The organism is Streptomyces sp. NPDC091412 (assembly GCF_044756885.1).
GTDB lineage: Bacteria > Actinomycetota > Actinomycetes > Streptomycetales > Streptomycetaceae > Streptomyces.
This window is the reverse complement of the sequence record NZ_JBIVTV010000029.1, coordinates 45,534-64,355: the sequence shown is the minus strand read 5'-3', so window position 1 is coordinate 64,355 and position 18,822 is coordinate 45,534. Positions and strand designations below refer to the sequence as shown.

Below are 18,822 nucleotides of genomic sequence, written 5' to 3'. Positions count from 1 at the left end.
CACTCCTCGCCACCTGGGCCGGCACCTGCCCCACCTGCCACCGCGACATACCCGAACCGATACGCACCTGACCAAGCCCTACTAGTGCTGTGGCCAGAACCAGGCGGGGTCGCCGCTTCTGACGACGTACGCCACGCTGGCTGGCGCCGCCCGCCATACCCACGTCGTCATCACGCATCCGTGCGGGTTCGCGTTGCCCCTGCTGCAGTGGGCCAGCAGGCGATCGCGAAGCCCCGTCAGCACCGTGAAGTCGTACCCTGAGTCTGCCTGGACGAGGCCCAGCAGGTACTTCCAGTCGATCCTGGCCCGCACCGCATGCGCGGCCTGGCGGTCGGTCAGGTTCTCGGCGAACTGCAACACGGACACCCAAGCCAGCTGCCCGGGAGCAACACCGGGACGGCCACGGACGCCGAACGCAGACCTGAAGACCTCGTCGTCGAACAGCGGGCCGAGCGCGTCCCGCACCCGCATCGCCAGGCACCCCTTCGGAAACGCCGCCCGCGCGACCACCTGGGTCCCCTCGGGGACTTCCCGACCCGAGCCCGCTCCCATCGACACCCCACCACTCCGTCCCGCGGCCGAAGGGCAGCCTGATTAGAGGACGTTTCTGGTGGCTCTAGTCGCGTGAGGCAGGCTTCCTGGCCGCTCCCGGTGCCGCGGGCGGCATCAGAGGAGCTATGGTGAGCCCGCCCCGTCGGGGACGTCGGATGCGTGTGGCACGCTGCGGCTCATGGATGACGATCTGGTCGGCACACAGACGCCACAGCGCCGCATAACCGATCCGGAAGAGGCTCTTGCGCTGCTGGAGCGTGCCGTCCCCGGATTGACCGACCTCCGCCGGCCGACGCGGGCCGTAATCGACTGGGCTGGGTTCGAGGAGAGCCTGGACACCGGGCTTCCCGCTGATTACAAGTACCTCGCGGAGTGGTACCCGACCTTCGCCATGGGAGACTTCCTTCTGGTTCATCTTCCTGAGCCGGGTGAAGAGGACCGCAGTCTTCAGGCCATCCGTCGCACCCTTGCGGTCCTTGCCGATGCATGGTTGGAACCCGGTCTCGGCTTGCTGGCCCACCCAGCTCCTGGTGGGCTGCTGCCCTGGGGTGAGTCGTGCGACAGCGACAAGTTCATGTGGAACACGACGGGACGATCTCCGCAGGACTGGATCGTCACGGTTGCTTCTCGCGGCGGGGCATGGTGGCACTACGGTGGCGGCGCAGTCCAGTTCCTCGCGGAGTACTGCAACGGGATCCTGGAACCCTGGGGATTGCCGCCGATCGACCTGGAAGTCCCCCCGTGCTGATCGGCTCGTTGGTGGCTATCGGCTGGTGTGGCGCCGGTATCCAATGAGGGCTGCGGCGCTCCCGGCAAAGGCGAGGAAGTGCTCAGCCGTGCGTTCGTAGCGGCGGTGGAGACGTCGGCATCCTGCCAGCCAGGACACGGTCCACTCGACTACCCAGCGATGTCGGCCCAGCCGCTGCGAGGACTCGACGCCTTTGCGAGCGATGCGGTGGCGGATGCCTCGCTTGCGGAGCCATCGCCGCAGGTGGTCGTAGTCGTTGCCTTTGTCGGCATGCAGTTTCGTCGGCCTCACATATATGAATATTTGAGCTGAATGAGAAATCCATCCGCATTTCGTAACAGACGGTGTTTTTCAGTATGCGCGGGTGCCGCAAGGCGGAGGATCAGTGCGTCTCCGGGCGAACCGGTCCGGAAAGTGGCGGGGCGTCAGCCCCACTCGAACAGACAGGCCTGATCATGATCAACGGGTTGAAAAGGGCTGCAGCCCTGGGAGCAGCGACGGTGGCTCTGGCCGCGGGCGCTGTCGTCGGCACGGTCGGCACCGCATCGGCCGCACCACAGCACCCACAGCCGCCGGTAGCACAGCACCACCAGCCGCCGGTAACGTCGCACCACCAGCCGGCACCGCAGCACCACCAGCCGCCGGTAACGTCGCACCACCAGCCGCCGGTAACGTCGCACCACCAGCCGCCAGTAGCGTCGCACCACCAGCCGCCGGCATCGCAGCACCACCAGCCGCCGGCGTCGCGCCACTGCGTGCAAGCGGCGGGCTACTGGTCACGGCTGTGGCACCCGGGATACCGGGACCGGAACCACCACGCACACGCCGGCTACTGGACCCGCATCTGGCGCCCTGCCCACCGGGACTGCCGCCGCTAACCCCACAACCGCCGCCACCCACCGATAGGAGCGACGGCAAACCGACCGGTCTCCGGCGCGTCCCCTCGAAGACGCGCCGGAGACCGCCGTGTCCCGTACCGGGAGTCCAACCTGTGACCAGCGGTGGTCCGGGTGAGGTCTTTGATCCAGATCATCGAGGCGCGCAAGTAGAGGCCGGGGAGGTAGCTCCCTGGCCGACGGACCTTGTGGGACGTACAGCGCAGGCGGGCACCATGGTCGTATGACCGATCTTTCGGAATCTCAGCTCAGCCAGTCTTTGACTGCCGTCGATTCGGGTGCGTTGCTGACGCTGGCCAATGGCTATCACGCCCGCATGGTGCACCCACTGGGCAGCCGCGCGGTCGCCGGGCACCTGGTGAAGCCCTATGCGATCGAGGCGCCCGGACGGAGTGTGACGGACGAGGACGTGCAGACCGCGCTGCGGGTCGCTGCCGATTACCTCTCGTCGGCGCATCTGCGGGGTTCTCTTGGGCTCTCCGTGCTGCTCATCCATGCCGGTGGCGACGGCGACTACATCCTGGTGCACACCTGGATCGAGGGCTACATGTCCGACCTCGCCATCTTCACCGGTCCGGTCGGCGATGCCACTCAACTCCGGCCCGGCCGGGCGGGCCTCGCCCCGTGCGTGTGGGAGGCGGCGGTCCTTGCGTACGAACGAGATGCCGTCACCCGTCACGTGCTCGACAGCCAGGGTTCGGTCGACGAGCGGCTCGTGGCCTGGCGCGGCGATGTGCTGGAGGGCGAGGTCCGGTGACCGGCGCCGGAATGGCCCGGGTGCGACGCCCACGCGTTGCTGACCTTCCTCGTGTGGCCCAACTGGCAGCCGAGCATGCCGCCCACGAGAGAGCGGCGCCTCAGCCCACGGACTTGGCTCGGCGGCTGGAGACCCTGCTGTTCGCTACGGAGACCCCGCGATTGCGATGCTTCGTCGCCGCGTTGAATGAGGAGGAGATCACCGGGTATGCCTCGTGCGCCCCGGAGGTCTCCACGGGGGACGAGGCGGCTGCAGCCCTCTCCAGCACCCCCGAGGACACCCTCGCCCAGGTGCATCCCGGCAGCATCGTGATGAGCGCGCGCGGTGGTGGAGTCGACGCTGACCAGAGACAGGTCCACCTCACCCCGCTGCGCGGCTTCTGCGGTCAGGCCCTCCAGCAGGACCTCGAAGACGGCGGCCTCACACCGCTGCCGCACGCGGTTGTGGACGGTCGACGAGGCACCGAGCTCCTGCGGCATCGCCCGCCACTGCCCGCCGGTCCTGAACCCCCGACACGACGAACCCGGGGGTGAGGTTGATCTTCGTGGCGGCCCGCCCCGAACGACATTCCGCGGGTGTCACGGAAGCGTGGCAGCGGGCTGTCCATGGCGCTGTTCTGCAGGGACAGGCAACCCACGGTGTGCTCGGATGGGGGCTCACCTTGCTGCGGCAGAGACGAAAACCGATGACCCGCCGGCGTCGGCTTGGTCAGTCGGCATGGCCGGGAACCTGACAGGGCTTCGGCGCGCACACCGAGCCCGCGAGCCAGGATTCGCTCGATTCTGTCGTCAGAACACTTGATTCGAGCGATGACATCCGTCATTGTGCTTGAAACGACTACGCGACTTGCTCTTCACGCAGGTGAGGAAGGTCCTTCATGGACGACATCGACCGCGCCATCCTGCGGGAGCTGCAGGTCGACGGTCGCATCCCCTACGCCGAGCTGGGGCCGAAGGTGGGACTGTCGCCCTCGGCCGCAAGACACCGGCTGCAGCGCCTGATGGACACCAAGGCGGTCCAGGTCGTCGGGGTGACCGACCCGATGACCATGGGCCAGCAGACGATGGCTCTCCTGGGCCTACGCATCGGGGGCGATTCGCGGGCGGTGGCCGATGAACTGTCCCGGCATGAGGAAGTCGTGTACACAGTCCTGACTTCTGGCCGCTATGACCTGTTCGCTGAGGTCGTGTGCAGTCGCCCTAGTGACCTTCTGGACTTCATCAACGACGTCGTACGGGCCGTCGAGGGCGTCGCATCCGTGGAGAGCTTCCCCTACTTCGCGATTCACACGCACCGCTTCCTGTGGGAAGTCGACTGAGGCATCCGAGCGTCCGCGCCCAGCCTGCCCACACCACGCTCCAGACCAGCCGAGGGACCTTGCATGCCGCACGACGAGTACCGCACCATCGACTTCTTCGCCCAGGAAGCGCTTCCCGTACCACAGGTGACACCCACTCAGGCCGAGTGCATTGCCGCCCAACGCTTCGGCATGAACGCTCGTGCGGAGGCGCTGGGAAGCCAGCAGGACGCCAACTTCCTGCTGCACGGCGACGATGGCACGGCCTTGGCCATTCTGAAGATCGCCAACCCCGCCTTCGGCCCTACGGAGATCGAAGCCCAGGACACCGCCGCCGACCTGATCTCTGCGGCTCACCCAGAACTGCGCATCGCCACCGTCCTGCGCCGCCCCGACGGCTCACCGCAGTGCGCGACGGTGGACACCGAGAGCGGGCCGGCCATCGCGCGGCTGATGCGATACCTGCCCGGCGGTCCGCTCTCGGGACCACGGCACCTGTCCCCGAGCACGGTGGCGGCCATGGGCACGATCGGCGGAAAGGTCAGCACCGCCCTGCGTGACTTCCACCACCCGGGCCTCAAGCGCGTTCTCCAGTGGGACCTGCGGCACGCCGACCGCGTCGTCGCCAAGCTCGCAGAGCACATCGACGAGCCCGACCAGCGCGCCGCCGTTCAGGCCGCGACCGCCGACGCCTGGGCGCGGGTCCAGAAGCTTGCCGCCGCGCTTCCGTTTCAGGCGGTGCACCTGGACCTCACCGACGACAATCTCATCTGTTCTCCCGACGGCCGCCTGCCCATGCCCGACGGGGTCATCGACTTCGGTGACGTGACCACGAGCTGGGCGGTCGGCGAACTCGCCGTGTCGCTCTCCTCGATGCTCCACCACGACGGGGTCGAGCCCCATCACGTGCTGCCCGCCGTCCGGGCATTCCACACCATTCGGCCGCTCTCCCAGGAGGAGGCGGAGGCGTTGTGGCCGCTCGTGGTCCTGCGCGCGGCCGGCCTGGTCGCCAGCGGGCGGCACCAGGCCGCCGTCGACGAGGACAACGCCTACGCCAAGGCCGCGCTCGACCGCGAGTGGCACATATTCGAGCAGGCCACCCGCCTGCCCCTTCCAGTGATGGTCCACCTCATCAAGGACGCGATCGGCCTGGCCGACGTGCCTGCCCGCGCCGATTCACCGGCGCACTTCCTGCTGCGCGACCTCGCCGCCGACGACATCACTCTCCTCGACCTGTCCACCGGCGCCGACTCCATGGACCACGGAGCCTGGCTCGAACCCGGCACCGAGGACCGGCTCGCGGCCTCCGCACTCGCGGACGGAGCAGCCGCGGTGGCCACCCGGTACGCGCATCCACGGCTCACTCAGGCTCCGGCATTGTCAGCCGTTTCCGCTCCCACGGTGCCCACCGGCATCGACCTGTGGCTCGGCCGGCCCGCCGTGGCGCAGGCCCCCGCCGCCGGGAAGGTCCTCGCCGCGGCACCGGGCCGTGTGGAGATCGCCCTCGGCCCTCAGGTGCTGACGCTGTCCTTCCCCCACGCAGTCCATCCTGTAGTGATCACTGGTGCAACAGTGCAGGCGGGCGAGGACATCGCCCACCTCCCCTCCGGAACCTCGGTCCACATCGCACTGCACAACGCCGACGGCCCCGCCGTGCCTCCCCTGGTCCGCCCCGAGTACGCCGCCGGCTGGCTCGCGCTCACCGCAGACCCCGCCCCGCTCATCGGTCTCCGGGCCGCCGGCCGTGCGCAGGACAGGGACCTGCTCGACCGACGTGACGCCGTGTTCGCGACCGTGCAGGAGCACTACTACGCTGAACCTCCCCGCATCGAGCGTGGCTGGCGCCACCATCTGCTCTCCACCGACGGCCGCTCCTACCTCGACATCGTCAACAATGTCACCCCGCTGGGCCACGCGCATCCCCGCGTCGAGCAGGCGGTCTCCCGGCAGTTGCGACGACTCAACACCAACTCACGATTCCACTACGCCTCGGTGGTGGAGTTCACCGAACGCCTCGCCGCCCTGCTGCCCGAGCCCCTGGACACGGTGTTCCTGGTCAACTCCGGTTCCGAGGCAGTGGATCTGGGTCTGCGGCTGGCCATCGGTGCCTCAGGACAGCACGACGTCGTCGCACTGCGCGAGGCATACCACGGCTGGACCTACGCCTCCGACGCGGTCTCCACCTCACTCCAGGACAACCCGAACGCCCTGGCAACGCGGCCGAGTTGGGTCCACACCGTGGACTCGCCCAATTCCTATCGCGGCCTGCACCGCGGGGCAGATGCGGTGTGCTACGGGCCCGAGGCCGCCGCGGTGATCGACGAGCTGGCCGCCTCCGGTCGACCGGCAGGAGCCTTCCTCAGCGAGACCTACTACGGCAACGCCGGTGGAGTGGCCCTGCCCGACGGCTACCTCGCCGAGGTGTACGCGGCGGTCCGCCGCCACGGCGGTCTGGCCGTCGCCGATGAGGTCCAGGTCGGCTACGGCCGCCTGGGACACTGGTTCTGGGGCTTCGAGCAGCAGCAGGTCGTCCCTGACGTCGTCTGTGTCGCCAAGGCCATGGGCAACGGGCACCCCCTCGGCGCCGTCATCACGTCCAAGTCGGTTGCGGACCGGTACCGCGACCAGGGTTACTTCTTCTCCTCCACCGGTGGCAGCCCGGTCTCCAGCATCGTGGGCCTCACCGTCCTGGACACCCTGCGCGATGAGGATCTCCAGGGCAATGCGGTGCGCGTCGGCGGCCGTCTGAAGAGCCGGCTTGAGGCACTGGCCGACCGCTACGGCATCATCGGCGCTGTCCACGGCTCGGGCCTCTACCTCGGCCTCGAACTCGTCCGGGACCGCGTCACCTTGGAACCCGCCACGGAAGAGACCGCCGAACTCTGCGACCGCATGGTCGACCTCGGCGTAATCGTCCAGCCCACCGGCGACCACCTCAACATCCTGAAGATCAAACCGCCGTTGTGCATCGACGCCCCCGCGGTGGACTTCTTCGTCGACATGCTGGACCACGCCCTCGCCCAACTCGGCCACTCCCGCTGACGTCGTACGTCCGGAAGCCGGATCTGACGCTGCCTCCGAGAGGGGTGCCGGTCCGTCGGCGTAGTCGTCGTCTCCGGCAGGCTCGCACCCGCGGCGGCGGGTACGGCACCCACCTCGGAAGGCGGCTCGTCCAACGGTGTGTGCGACATCCGTCCGGGTCCGGATGTCCTCCAGGACGGCATCGAGGCAACCCACCGGCAAGCACGTCCACGGACAGGACTCTGACGCCGACGACCGGACGAAATCCGGAGCCTGGGCGGCGACTCCCAGGCACACAACGCCTGAGCCAACGCCGTTGACCGTACCGATCAAGGCCGAGCCTCATAGCCGACAGTTCGGAAGGAGCCGCCTTGTGTGTCAAGGAAAGAAGAGGGAGACGTTGAGATGAGTCAGGCACACCACATCCACGGTGACGTCACCCTCCACAAGGGAGGTGCTGAGCTCATCGACCGGCTGGAGCCTCTGTGGCTCGCGCTGCACGCTCACCACCAGTCCGTCGAACCGGGGTTCGCGTATTTCCCGGACGAGCGCTCCTGGGAACTGCGCCGCTCCTGCTATCGGCGTTGGATCTTGGAAAGGGGGTCCTTCATCCTGCTCGCCGAACGTCACGGCCAAGCGGTCGGCTACGCCTTCGTGGAGATCCACGCCGGGCCCGACGACACCTGGGTGACCGGCACCCGCATCGCCGAGCTCCAATCGCTCTCTGTCGCATCGACCGAGCGTGGGAACGGCATCGGCACACTGCTGCTCGACGAGGTGGACGCTGAGCTGAACAGGCTCGACATCGGCGATCTGCTCATCGGAACTTTTGCAGCCAACACCGGTGCTCGGCGCCTCTATGAGCGTCGGGGGCTGCAACCGGTCCTTACGTACTATGCCCGCTTCTCCGCCAGCGGGAAGCAGCCCCGCTAGTGATCTGACCGGGCAGATCACTGGTCAGGCTACTTGCGTGGCCCGGGGCGATCCGGGCCGCTGCCTCGGCCGGACGGGGCCCGTTTCCAGGGGCGGGGTGGTCGGTGCGGCGCGGGTCAGTTGCTGGTGCTCACAGCGGTGGCGTACTGCTCGTCGGTGACGGGCTCCAGCCATGTGGTGGCGTCTCCGCCGGCGTCTCCGACGACCATGGCGATGTGGGCCATGAGGGTGGTGTCGGTGGCTCCGTGCCAGTGCTCCTCGCCGGCCGGGCACTTGACGATCTGTCCGGCGCTGACGCGTACGACGTTGCCGTCGCGGGTGCCGACCAGGCCGATGCCGTCGGTGATGTAGAGGGTCTGGCCGTTGGCGTGGCTGTGCCAGTTGGTGCGGGCGCCGGGAGTGAAGCGGACCAGGGCGGCGGCCAGGCGGGCCGGCTCGGTCGGCGCCTCGATCATGTTGAGGTAGACGTCGCCGGTGAACCGCTCGGAGGGTGCCTTGGCCGTGGGGGTCGAGGTGATGTGCTCCATGATGGTCTTCCTTGTCGCATGGGGGGCGTTGGGCGGTGAGCGAGGGCGGGCTCAGGACGGGGCGCGCTCGTCGGCGATCTTCTTGAGCCTGGTGATGGCGGTCATGGCGTTGGGCCAGCCGGCGTAGAAGGCGAGATGGGTGATGGCTTCGGACAGCTCTTCCACGCTCAGCCCATTGTTCAGGGCAACGCCCAAATGGTGGTCGAGCTGCTCGCTGCGGTAGAGAGCAGCCAGCGTGCTCACGGTGACCAGGCTCCGGTCGCGAGGGGACAGGCCGGGGCGTTTCCAGACGTCGCCGAAGAGGACGTTGTTGGTGACCTCGACGAGCTTGGGGGCGATCGCCTTGAGCTCTTCGGGGGCGGACTGATCGGGCATGGTGGTTCTCCTTGGTCTGCGACGGTGCTGTGCGGTGGGAACTCCGGGGTCATTGGGCGGTGTAGCCGCCGTCGATGGGGAGGGCGACACCGATGACGAAGCTGGCGCCGGGGCTGCACAGCCACAGGACGGCCTGCGCGATCTCGTCGGCGGTGCCGAGCCGTCCGATGGGCTGGTTGGCTTCTGCTTCGGCGCGGTCGAGTTCTCTCTTGGTGATCATGTCGCTGACCATGGGGGTGTCGATGGTGCCAGGGCAGATGGCATTGATGCGGATGCCGCGCGGGGCGTATTCGAGGGCGGCGCTGGTGGTCAGGCCGATCACGCCGTGCTTGGTGGAGTGGTAGGAGGCGCGGCCGGGGATGCCGACGAGGCCGCCGAGGGAGGAGCAGTTGACGATGGCGCCGCTGCCCTGGGTGCGCAGGTGGCGTAGTTCGTGCTTCATGGCGGCCCAGATGCCGCGTAGGTTGACGGCGTGGACCTTCTCGAACTGGTCGAGGGATTCGTCGGCGGCGTCGGTGGGCGGGATCTGGATACCGGCGTTGTTGTAGGCCATGTCGAGGCGGCCGAAGACCTCCACGGTGCGGTCGACGGCGGCGGCGACCTGGGCCTCGTCGGTGACGTCGCAGGTCAGGGCAAGAGCCTGGTGGCCGGCATCGGTGAGTTCCTTCACCGCCTCGCGCACGGCCCTTTCGTCGATGTCGGCGAGGGCGACGGCGGCGCCGGAGGCAGCGAAGGCTTGGGCGACGGCCAGGCCCATGCCGGAGCCGGCGCCGGTGACGAAGGCGACCTGGCCGGTGAAGTCGTAGGTCGGGTTCACAGGGTTCCTCCTGGTGAATGGGGTGCGAGGTAGGCGGACAGATTCAGGACCGCGTCGACATCGCGTCAGCGGTCTCCCGCGGTGCCGCCGGGGCCCGAGCCTCGGCAGCAGTGCCCTGGGCGACGATGTGGGTCGTCCCACGCCTGGCGGAGAAGGCCAGGGCGATCAGTGGCAGCAGGGTCAGCCCGGCGAACACGGCGCAGACCAGTGCCGGTCCGGTAACGCCGAGGGAAGAGGCGAGGGCCTGTCCGGCGAGCGCGGAGCCGGCTGCGATGCCGGTGTCGTACGCGGACGTGGTCAGCGCGGAGGTGAGAGTCGGCGCGTCACCGGCGAAGCGGACGGCGAGGGCGGTGATGACCGGGTTGATCGTGAACCCGGCCAGTGCCATGAGGAAGATCAACGCGACGGCGACGGCCGGGGTGGTGGCCAGAGGGATCAGCGCGAGCGGCACCAGCGCGGTCGCCGCCGCGGCCGGGATGGTCGTGGTCATCGGGCGGCGGTCGCCGAACCGGCCACCGATGACGGTGCCGCCCAGTGCGCCGGCCCCGAAGACGATCAGGGCCAGCGGCACGGCACCGGCCGGGATGCCGGCACGGTCGGTCAGCAGCGGGGTGATGAAGGTGTAGGTGGCGAGGACTCCGCCCGTGATCAGACCGGCCGCAGCCAGCGCCAGCCACAGTCGGCCCTGGCGCAGCGCCTTGATCTCACGGCGCACGGAAACCTGGACGATGTCCATGGAGCTCTTCCTGCCGGGACTGGACGGGGTGCGGGGCGCCGGTGTCTCCTGCCACCCGGTCGACGACGCCTCTGCGGGTGGGAGGGGGTTCGCTGCGTCCTGGGAACAGGCGGTCATGGCCATCAGCACGGCTGCCGGAGCGACGAGGAGCCGGAGTGGGGCGCGGCGAGGTATGGCGCTCATCGGCGCTTCCTTGCGGGTCGGTCAGGGCTTGAGCAGGGTCTTGATGGCGCGACGCTCGTCCATGGCCCGGTAGCCCTCGGCGACCTGGTCCAGAGGCAGCGTGAGGTCGAAGACCTTGCCCGGGGCGATGGCGCCGGTCAGGACGCGGTCGATGAGGTCGGGCAGGTAGCGGCGTACCGGGGCGGGACCGCCACGCAGCCCGACGTGGGAGAAGAACAGCTCCTGCCCATCGACAGCGACCTCGTGCGGGACGCCGACGAAGCCGACGCTGCCACCCGGGCGGGCGGAGTGCAGGGCCTGCTGCATGGCCTGGGCGGTGCCGACGCACTCCAGCACGCTGTCCGCGCCGATCCCGCCGGTCAGCTCCCTGATCCGCGCCACGCCCTCCTTGCCGCGCTCGGTGACGATGTCGGTGGCGCCGAACTCGCGGGCGAGCTTCTGGCGGGAGGCGTGCCGGGACATGGCGATGATCCGCTCCGCCCCCATCTCCTTCGCAGAGATCACCGCGCACAGGCCGACTGCTCCGTCACCGACCACCACGGCGGTCGAACCAGGCTTGACCTCTGCGGCATCCGCGGCCCACCAGCCGGTACCCATCACGTCGGAGACTGCCAGCAGCCCCGGCCACAGCTCCTCGCCGGGCACCCCGTCGGTGGCGACCAGGGTGCCCTGGGCGTTGGGGATGCGAACGTAGTCGGCCTGGCAGGTGGACATGAATTCGCGGTGCAGGCAGTTCGACTGGAAACCGTTCCGGCAGTTGGCACACGTGTTGTCGGAGGTGGCGAACGAGCCGATCACGAACTGGCCCGGCCTGACCGAGGTGACTGCGGAGCCGACCTCCTCGACGAAGCCGACGTACTCGTGGCCCATCGGGTGCGGCTCGTTCGTGGGCTCCAGGCCGCGGTAGGGCCACAGGTCGGAGCCGCACACGCAGGTCACGGCCGTGCGGATGATCGCGTCGGTGGGGTGGAGGAGCTTCGGGTCGTCGAGGGTCTCGAAGCGGATGTCGCCGGGGGCATGGATGACTGCGCCGCGCATGAGAGGGGTTCCTTTATGTGCCGAGGCGCGCCGGTAGAAACCGGCCGTCGCCGAATGCAGAGAAATGCGGCTGCCCGTCCCGACCGGCTCGCAGCCGCGGCGGAGAGCACCACGTCATCCAGGTAACCCGCTCCCGGCGTGGGTAGCGAGACACCGTCAAAGGGTGTACTGCCAGTACATCCCTATGACCGCGGGCGGGACGTACCGTCGAAGGCGTGGACAACCAAGCAGAGGTCCGCGAGTTCCTCACCTCGCGGCGAGCGAAGATCACCCCCGAGCGGGCGGGCCTGCCCACCGGCAGCCGTCGGCGCGTACCCGGCCTGCGCAGGAGCGAGGTCGCCGCGCTGGCCGACATGAGCGTGGAGTACTACTCCAAGCTGGAGCGCGGCAACCTCGCCGGCGTCTCCCCGGCTGTCCTCGAAGCCGTCGCTCGCGCCCTGCAGCTCGACGACGCCGAACGCGCCCACCTGCTGAACCTGGCACAGACAGCGGACGGCTCCGACGCCCTCACCCGCCCCCGCCGCAGAGCCACCCGTCACTGGACGGCCCACCGCAGCCTGCAGTGGACCCTGGACGCTGTCACCGCCGGCCCGGCGTTCGTCCGCAACGGCCGCATGGACATCCTCGCCGCAAACCAGCTCGCCCGAGCCTTCTACGCCGACGTCTACGCCGCGCCCCACAATCAAGCGAACCTGGCTCGCTTCAACTTCCTCGACCCCGCCTCCCGCGGCTTCTACCCCGACTGGGACCAGGCCGCTGACATCGCCGTCGCCATCCTGCGCACCGAAGCCGGCCGCAGCCCCCACGACAAGGACCTCCACGACCTCGTCGGCGAGCTCTCCACCCGAAGCGACGACTTCCGCACGCGCTGGGGAGCCCACAACGTCCGCCACCATGGCACAGGCACCAAACGCTTCCACCACCACGCCGTCGGCGACCTCACCCTCGCCTACGAAGGACTGGAGATGGCCGCCGAACCCGGCCTCACCCTCACCATCTACACCGCCGAACCCGGATCGCCCTCCGAGGAAGGACTGCGCCTCCTCGCGACCTGGGCCGCCACCCAGGGGCTGTCAAACGAACGGCTCTGTCCCGTAATCGGTGGTAACGAAGGGTGACGGCCGTCGTCGGCATGGTGTGAGAGAGGTCAATGAGCTTGTGGGTGTGGTGTTTTCGGGACTGTCTGCCCTCGTCGTCGAGGGCGTGACGGACGAGGGCGAGGTCATCCGGGTGTCGGCACGGACCCGGGACGATCCGGTGCCGTGCCCGGTGTGCGGGCAGCCGACGGGCCGGGTGCATGGCCGCCACGGGCGGGTGGTCGCGGACGTGCCGGTGGATGGACGGCGGGTCGTGGCGTCGGTGCGGATCCGGCGCCTGGTCTGCCCGGTGCTTGGCTGCCCGCGGCAGACGTTCCGGGAGCAGGTTCCGGGCGTCGTGGAGCGCTACCAGCGTCGCACCAACCGCCTGGCCGACCAACTCGGCTCCGTGGTCAAGGAGTTAGAGGTCCTAACAAAGGCGTTGGACGTGTCGGTGGGTGATGAGGCAGGTGGCGAGGCCGAGGAATGCCTCGTGGAGGTCGTCTCGTCGCTCCCATCGGACGCGTAGGCGCCGGAATCCATGGAGCCAGGCGATGGTCCGCTCGACGACCCAGCGGTGGACTCCGAGACCGGAGCCGTGCGGGACACCGCGGCGGGCGATCACGGGTTTGATGCCCTGATCCCAGACGAGGCGGCGGTACTTGTCGTGGTCGTAACCCCGGTCGGCAAGCAGCATGTCAGGCCGTCGCCTCGGTCGCCCGACCAGGCCGGCGACAGCCGGGACCTTGGCGAGCAGAGGCATCAGCTGCGTGACGTCGTTGCGGTTTCCGCCGGTCAGCAACACCGCGAGCGGGATGCCCTGCCCCGAACGGGATGCCCTGCCCATCGACGAGGACGTGGTGCTTGCTGCCCGGACGTGCTCGGTCGACCGGCTGGGACCGCTTTTGGGCCCCGTCGAGCGGCCCGGACGTGGCTGGAGTCGATCACCGCCCGGGACCAGTCCAGCTGCTTCGCCGACCGCAGCCTCGTCAGCAGGACGGCATGGAGCCGGTCCCACACTCCGGCCTCGTTCCACGCGGCAAGACGCCGCCAACACGTCATGCCGGAACCAAAGCCGAGCTCCTGGGGCAGGTACTCCCACTGGATGCCGGTGTGGAGCACGAACAGGATCCCGCACAGAGCCTGTCGGTCAGGAACCCGCGGCCGGCCCGCCACCAGCTTCGGTCCCGGGATCGGAAGCAACGGCTCGATCAGCAGCCGCAGTTCATCGGACACGATCCACGGCCGAGGCTTCCTCTTCCCCACGAACAGACCAAACGAACATCCAAGCCGACAGTCACACCATCAACAGCTTCTGTTAGGACCTCTAACAGAAACCTCCAACACCCCAGCTCAAGCCACCTCTGCCACACCAACTACGAATCCCGGAATCACACCTGTCCTCCACATATCTGGCTGCGTCCGGATTGCGCCATGGCCTGCAGTGCTGGCCGCACGGCCCGCCATGGTCCACACTGGCCGGGGTGACGGAAGGAGACCGATGGCCGGCGCACTCGACGAACGTGGGGCTCTGCAGCGGCTGCTCCGCGGCGCACGTGCCGTGCTGCTCGACTTCGACGGACCGGTCACCGACCTCTTCCGCGACGAGTCGACCGCGCCCGTAGCCCACGAGATCAAGGACGTGGTACGCGGCATCTGGGGCCGGCTGGACCCCGACGTCGAAGAGTGCGACGACTCCCACGGCATCCTCCGGCATCTGCGGGACATGTTCGACCGGCCGACCGTCACGCCCCGCGATCCCCGCGCGCTGACCGAGGCCGAGGCCATCGTCACCCGGTACGAGTACGACGCCGTCAGGGCGGCCGTTCCGGCACCGGACGTCCTGCGCCTCGTCGACGCGCTGTGCGACCTCGGTCTGCGCCTGGTGATCGTCAGCAACAACTCCGACGGCCCGGTCTGGGAGTTCCTCAAGAACAACGGCTTGCAATCAAAGTTCGACACCGTGGTGGGGCGGGACCCGCACGAGCTGCGGCACATGAAGCCCGATCCGTACCCCGTCCGCCGCGCTCTGAGGCTCCTGGACCTGCCGGGCACCCAGACCCTGCTCATCGGCGACCAGCTCACCGACCTCCAGGCCGCCCGGGTGGCGGGCACCCCCTTCCTCGGCCACACGCCATCGGCCGAGCGCGCCCGGGAGATGAGGAACCACGGCGCGGGCTGGGTCGTGCAAGGGCACGCGCCGGTCGTCGACGCCGCGAGGTCCTTGGCGGCCATAAAAGCGAACTGACCCACCGATTCTGCCGAGTTGGTGTGCAAAGGGGATCCACGGGGCATCATCACCCTCCCGCACACCACGGCACGCACGGGGGTACGTGTGTCATCTCGCAGTGAGGGCGACAACGGCCCGAGCCGACTCGAACGTCTCCAGGACACGCTGGGCCGGTGGAAGCCTCGCGTGGTGCGCTGGCTGCTCGCCCTGGTCGCCCTGCTCGGAGTAGCCGCCGAGGTCATCGACCCGCTGGGGAACGCCCTCAAGGGACAGCAATTGCTGGGAGGTTCGTTCGCGGCGCTGATCGCCCTGATCCTCTTCGATGCCATCAGCGGGTCCGAGCCGAAGGAGGTGTCGGGCGTCCATGTCTTCGCCGACCGGGATGAACTGCACGCCGCGTTCCGGGAAGCGTTCCAGGCGCGGCTCGTGCGGGTCGACTTCTCCGGATTCACGATGCAAACGCTGCTGGACGCGCTGCGGGTACCGCTGGAGAAGATGGCCGATCACGAAGTACGCACGGTCGAACTGAAGCTGTGTATCATCATCGCCCATCTGAACCTTCCGATGGGGCTGCCCGGAGGCCTTGTCCCCGCACCCCGTAATGGTCAGTCCGAAGCGGAGAGGTTCTACTTCCGGGACTCCCCGGAGAACCGGCAACGGATGCGGGACGACTTCACCAAGCACAACTGGATCACACTGAAGAATCTGCTGGAACGGGTGCACCAGCGAAATCCGGGAATCGTCATATCCTGCGAGATCCGGGAGTCGCCGCAGATACCCGAGCGGAAGCTGTACATCCTCAACCAGGAAACAGTTTTCTCCACGCCGTACGGCATCGAGCACAGAGACGTCACCTGGCACGAGAACACCTACCGGATCCTCGACACCGAAGGCTTCGGCCCGCTCTACGGCGAGGCCCGCTACATCGGCTGGGATCTGCACTCGCGGGCGCGCTCGACCAGACAGATCGCGGAACACCACATGGAGTGCCACCGCAACCTCTGGGAGAAACTCGCCGACATCAAGCCGGAGCGTCCCGTGATCGCGGATCCACTGTGGGCCACTGCCCCTCGTCGGTGAGCATGTCCCAGACCGACTCGCACCACTTCGTCATGCTCTCCACGAAAACGGAATCCAGTGCCGGGGGGTCGTTGGCGCGGACGTGATGGGTGAGCGTCGCGCCGAGCCCCGGGACGATTCCGTCCGGCCATCAACTGAACAAATCCTTGACTGCTCAAGCTACTGATATGCTTGAGCAGTCAAGGAGGTGGCAATGAGTGATGTGCTTGACGCGTCGCTGCGTCTCGTGAGGGCCCAGACGGCCCTGGTGAAGCGATTCGACGCGAGCCTGGGAGGGTTGCATGGGGTGAGCCTGGCCGACTTCACGACGCTGCTGCGTCTGGGGCAGGCGCCCGGCGGCCGGATGCGCCGGGTGGACCTGGCTGAGGCGCTGGGTCTGACTGCCTCCGGGGTGACCCGGGGGCTGGCGCCGCTGGAGCGGATCGGGCTGGTGACGCGCGAGACGGACGCCCGTGACGGCCGGGTGGCCTACGCGGCACTGACCGACACCGGCCGCGCACGCCTGACGGACATGCTCGCCACGGCCGAGCAGGTCGCCGCCGAGATCTTCGCCGCGCCCCCGTGGAGCAAGGAGGACATCGGCCGGATGTCCGCGCTGCTGACGCGCCTGGGCGGTACCGGCCTGCCCGGCCACCCCCTCACCCCATAACCGCCGGCACGCCTCCCGACGGATGCCTCATCCGCACCTTGGAGCACCCACATGAATCCAACCCCAGCCCCCGCACCGCCCCTCGCCCCTGCCGCCACCACGGCCCACGCCCCGGCGGCCATCCGCACGGAGGGCCTGCGCAAGGTCTATCCGCGCGCGCAGGGCGGTCTTGTCGCCGTCGACGGTCTGGACCTGACGGTCCACCAGGGCGAGTTCTTCGGCCTGCTCGGCACCAACGGCGCTGGTAAATCCACCAGCATCGGCATGCTCACCACCCTGGTCGCGCCCAGCGCCGGACAGGCGTGGGTCGCCGGGTACGAGGTGAGCGCCGACCCGGTCGGCGTGAAGTCCCGCATCGGCGTGGTCTCCCAGGCCAACACACTGGACCGCGCACTCACCGTCGCGGACAACCTCGCCTTCCGCGGCCGTTACTTCGGCATGCCCGCCCCAGCAGCCCGCCGCCGCGCGCTCGAACTGCTGGAGCAGTTCGGCCTCGCCGACAAGGCCGGCGCCAAAGCCCACCAGCTCTCCGGCGGCCAGGCCCGCCGGGTCATGATCGGCCGGGCCCTGATGCACCTGCCGGAGGTGCTCTTCCTCGACGAACCCACCGCAGGCGTCGACCCTCAGGCACGCGAGGACCTCTGGCGGATCATCGCAAGCCTGCATGAGGTCGGCCAGACCGTGGTGCTGACCACCCATTACCTCGACGAGGCCGAGGCCCTGTGCCAGCGCTTGGCCGTCATCGACCACGGGCACCTGCTCGCCTGCGACACCCCCGGGGCGATCAAGGCGTCCAGCGGAGCGCAGACGGTCATCACCGTCCACTACGACGGCGATGCCACCCCGGCCACAGACGCCCTGCGCAGCATCCCCGGCGGCCCCCACGACGTGGCCGTCGACGGCCCGACCGTACGGGTCCGCACCACGCATCCCGACGGCCTCCTGGGCCACCTGCTGCGAGCCGGCAGTGCGGCCGGCCTCATCGTCCGCGACGCCACCACCACACCCCCCAGCCTGCAGACCGCCTTCCTCACCCTGACCGGACGTGACTACACGCCATGACCACCGAGAACCTTCTCGCCATCACCTCCCGCCCGCTGTCGTCCCGCCGTGCCGCCTGGCACGCCTACCGCGCGCTGACCAGCCGCGACCTCCACGTCCTGGGCCGCAACCTTCCCGCTCTGCTCATCCAGGTCGGCCTCCAGCCGCTGCTGTTCACCTTCGCCTTCGCCTACGTCATGCCCAGCATCGGCAGCGGACTGGGCGGCGCGACCTCGTTCTCCACGATCCTGCTGCCCGGTCTGATCGCCAGCACCCTCACCCTGCAGAGCATCATGTCTGTCACCGGGCCGCTGGCCGCCGAACTCGGCCCGGGCCGCGAGATCACCGACCGCGCCCTGGCGCCCCTGCCCGTCTGGGCCCTGGGCCTGCAGAAGATCACCTCCTCCGCGATCTTCGGCCTCGTCTCGACCCTCGTTGTCGTCCCAATCGTCTGGCTCGTCCACGCCCCCGGCAACGCGCCCCGAGCCCATATCGACAACTGGCCCCTGCTGCTGACGACACTGGTACTCAGCGCGCTGCTCGCCTCCACACTCGGGCTGCTGCTCGGAACCGCGGTCGACGCCTCCGCCTTCGGGCCGCTGCTCGGCCTGCTCCTGGCCGCCGCCACCATGCTGGGCTGCGTCTACTACCCGTGGACCGCTCTGCACCCGATCCGCTGGGTCCAGGTCCTGACCCTGGCCAACCCGCTCGTCTACATGAGCGAGGGCCTCCGCGCGAACCTCACGCCCTCCACGGGTCACATGCCGACCTGGGCCTACCTCACCGCTCTCACCCTCGGCACCGCCGCTCTGGGCTACCTCGCCCTGCGCCGCTTCGCCCGGCGAGTGCAGACGTGACTACGCGCC

At 68.8% G+C, this 18,822-nt stretch carries 18 protein-coding genes and 4 pseudogenes; 13 read left to right on the top strand and 9 right to left on the bottom strand.

From position 1 onward, the window contains the following. Nucleotides 1–216 precede the first annotated feature (216 nt). Nucleotides 217–552: pseudogene (locus tag ACIQMV_RS36640) on the bottom strand (transposase); the annotation flags it as partial. 178 nt (nt 553–730) lie between these two features. Here ACIQMV_RS36640 and ACIQMV_RS36635 point away from each other — a divergent pair. Continuing rightward, nucleotides 731–1,300, top strand: a complete 570-nt coding sequence (locus tag ACIQMV_RS36635) for an SMI1/KNR4 family protein (RefSeq protein ID WP_402597398.1) — start codon at nt 731–733, stop codon at nt 1,298–1,300. 15 nt (nt 1,301–1,315) lie between these two features. Here ACIQMV_RS36635 and ACIQMV_RS36630 read toward each other — a convergent pair. Beyond that, nucleotides 1,316–1,588: pseudogene (locus ACIQMV_RS36630) on the bottom strand (transposase); the annotation flags it as partial. Between the two features lie 137 nt (nt 1,589–1,725). Beyond that, nucleotides 1,726–2,061, bottom strand: a complete 336-nt coding sequence (locus ACIQMV_RS36625) for a hypothetical protein (RefSeq protein ID WP_402597397.1) — start codon at nt 2,059–2,061, stop codon at nt 1,726–1,728. A 358-nt stretch (nt 2,062–2,419) separates the two neighbouring features. Between ACIQMV_RS36625 and ACIQMV_RS36620 the strand changes: the two genes are divergently transcribed. From ACIQMV_RS36620 to ACIQMV_RS36600, 5 genes are all read left to right on the top strand, one after another. Continuing rightward, complete coding sequence (locus ACIQMV_RS36620) at nt 2,420–2,953, top strand: hypothetical protein (RefSeq protein WP_402597396.1); 534 nt, start codon at nt 2,420–2,422, stop codon at nt 2,951–2,953. A 53-nt stretch (nt 2,954–3,006) separates the two neighbouring features. Continuing rightward, nucleotides 3,007–3,486 (top strand): hypothetical protein, encoded by a 480-nt coding sequence (locus tag ACIQMV_RS36615; protein ID WP_402597395.1) that lies wholly within the window; start codon nt 3,007–3,009, stop codon nt 3,484–3,486. Nucleotides 3,487–3,830: 344 nt separating this feature from the next. Further along, a complete protein-coding gene (locus tag ACIQMV_RS36610; protein WP_402597394.1) occupies nt 3,831–4,271 on the top strand; it encodes an Lrp/AsnC family transcriptional regulator in 441 nt (146 codons plus the stop codon). Between the two features lie 63 nt (nt 4,272–4,334). Next, the gene (locus tag ACIQMV_RS36605) at nt 4,335–7,292 is read left to right on the top strand and encodes an aminotransferase (RefSeq protein ID WP_402597393.1); all 2,958 of its coding nucleotides are present in this window, start codon (nt 4,335–4,337) and stop codon (nt 7,290–7,292) included. A gap of 384 nt (nt 7,293–7,676) precedes the next feature. Further along, on the top strand, nt 7,677–8,204 hold the full coding sequence (locus ACIQMV_RS36600; protein ID WP_402597392.1) for a GNAT family N-acetyltransferase: 528 nt from the start codon (nt 7,677–7,679) through the stop codon (nt 8,202–8,204). Between the two features lie 116 nt (nt 8,205–8,320). On the opposite strand, the gene ACIQMV_RS36595 is transcribed toward ACIQMV_RS36600, so the two are convergent. The 5 genes from ACIQMV_RS36595 to ACIQMV_RS36575 are packed head-to-tail and all read right to left on the bottom strand — an operon-like array spanning nt 8,321 to nt 11,880. Beyond that, nucleotides 8,321–8,731, bottom strand: coding sequence for a cupin domain-containing protein (locus ACIQMV_RS36595; protein WP_402597391.1), 411 nt, complete (start codon nt 8,729–8,731; stop codon nt 8,321–8,323). A gap of 51 nt (nt 8,732–8,782) precedes the next feature. Continuing rightward, nucleotides 8,783–9,106 carry a carboxymuconolactone decarboxylase family protein gene (locus ACIQMV_RS36590; RefSeq protein ID WP_141365668.1) on the bottom strand — a complete coding sequence of 108 codons (324 nt, stop codon included), beginning with the start codon at nt 9,104–9,106 and terminating at the stop codon, nt 8,783–8,785. 49 nt (nt 9,107–9,155) lie between these two features. After that, nucleotides 9,156–9,923, bottom strand: a complete 768-nt coding sequence (locus ACIQMV_RS36585) for a glucose 1-dehydrogenase (protein ID WP_402597390.1) — start codon at nt 9,921–9,923, stop codon at nt 9,156–9,158. A gap of 43 nt (nt 9,924–9,966) precedes the next feature. Continuing rightward, entirely contained in the window at nt 9,967–10,842 is an 876-nt protein-coding gene (locus ACIQMV_RS36580; RefSeq protein WP_402597389.1) for an MFS transporter, read from the bottom strand. 21 nt (nt 10,843–10,863) lie between these two features. Further along, nucleotides 10,864–11,880: a zinc-dependent alcohol dehydrogenase family protein gene (locus ACIQMV_RS36575; protein WP_402597388.1), complete on the bottom strand. Its 1,017-nt coding sequence runs from the start codon at nt 11,878–11,880 to the stop codon at nt 10,864–10,866. 215 nt (nt 11,881–12,095) lie between these two features. Between ACIQMV_RS36575 and ACIQMV_RS36570 the strand changes: the two genes are divergently transcribed. Beyond that, nucleotides 12,096–12,998 carry a helix-turn-helix transcriptional regulator gene (locus tag ACIQMV_RS36570; protein WP_401782419.1) on the top strand — a complete coding sequence of 301 codons (903 nt, stop codon included), beginning with the start codon at nt 12,096–12,098 and terminating at the stop codon, nt 12,996–12,998. Between the two features lie 49 nt (nt 12,999–13,047). Then, nucleotides 13,048–13,380, top strand: a pseudogene (locus tag ACIQMV_RS36565) (transposase family protein); the annotation flags it as partial. Between the two features lie 6 nt (nt 13,381–13,386). Here the strand turns inward: ACIQMV_RS36565 and ACIQMV_RS36560 are convergent. Beyond that, nucleotides 13,387–14,222, bottom strand: a pseudogene (locus ACIQMV_RS36560) (IS5 family transposase). A gap of 235 nt (nt 14,223–14,457) precedes the next feature. Between ACIQMV_RS36560 and ACIQMV_RS36555 the strand changes: the two are divergent. The 5 genes from ACIQMV_RS36555 to ACIQMV_RS36535 all read left to right on the top strand — a co-directional run bounded on the left by ACIQMV_RS36555 (nt 14,458) and on the right by ACIQMV_RS36535 (nt 18,813). Continuing rightward, entirely contained in the window at nt 14,458–15,204 is a 747-nt protein-coding gene (locus tag ACIQMV_RS36555; RefSeq protein WP_402597387.1) for an HAD family hydrolase, read from the top strand. 87 nt (nt 15,205–15,291) lie between these two features. Next, complete coding sequence (locus tag ACIQMV_RS36550) at nt 15,292–16,266, top strand: hypothetical protein (protein ID WP_402597386.1); 975 nt, start codon at nt 15,292–15,294, stop codon at nt 16,264–16,266. A 193-nt stretch (nt 16,267–16,459) separates the two neighbouring features. Further along, nucleotides 16,460–16,915 (top strand): MarR family winged helix-turn-helix transcriptional regulator, encoded by a 456-nt coding sequence (locus tag ACIQMV_RS36545; RefSeq protein ID WP_402597385.1) that lies wholly within the window; start codon nt 16,460–16,462, stop codon nt 16,913–16,915. 51 nt (nt 16,916–16,966) lie between these two features. Then, on the top strand, nt 16,967–17,977 hold the full coding sequence (locus ACIQMV_RS36540; RefSeq protein ID WP_402597384.1) for an ABC transporter ATP-binding protein: 1,011 nt from the start codon (nt 16,967–16,969) through the stop codon (nt 17,975–17,977). Beyond that, complete coding sequence (locus ACIQMV_RS36535) at nt 17,974–18,813, top strand: ABC transporter permease (RefSeq protein ID WP_402597383.1); 840 nt, start codon at nt 17,974–17,976, stop codon at nt 18,811–18,813. Before ACIQMV_RS36540 ends, ACIQMV_RS36535 begins: the two co-directional genes overlap by 4 nt. Nucleotides 18,814–18,822 lie beyond the last annotated feature (9 nt).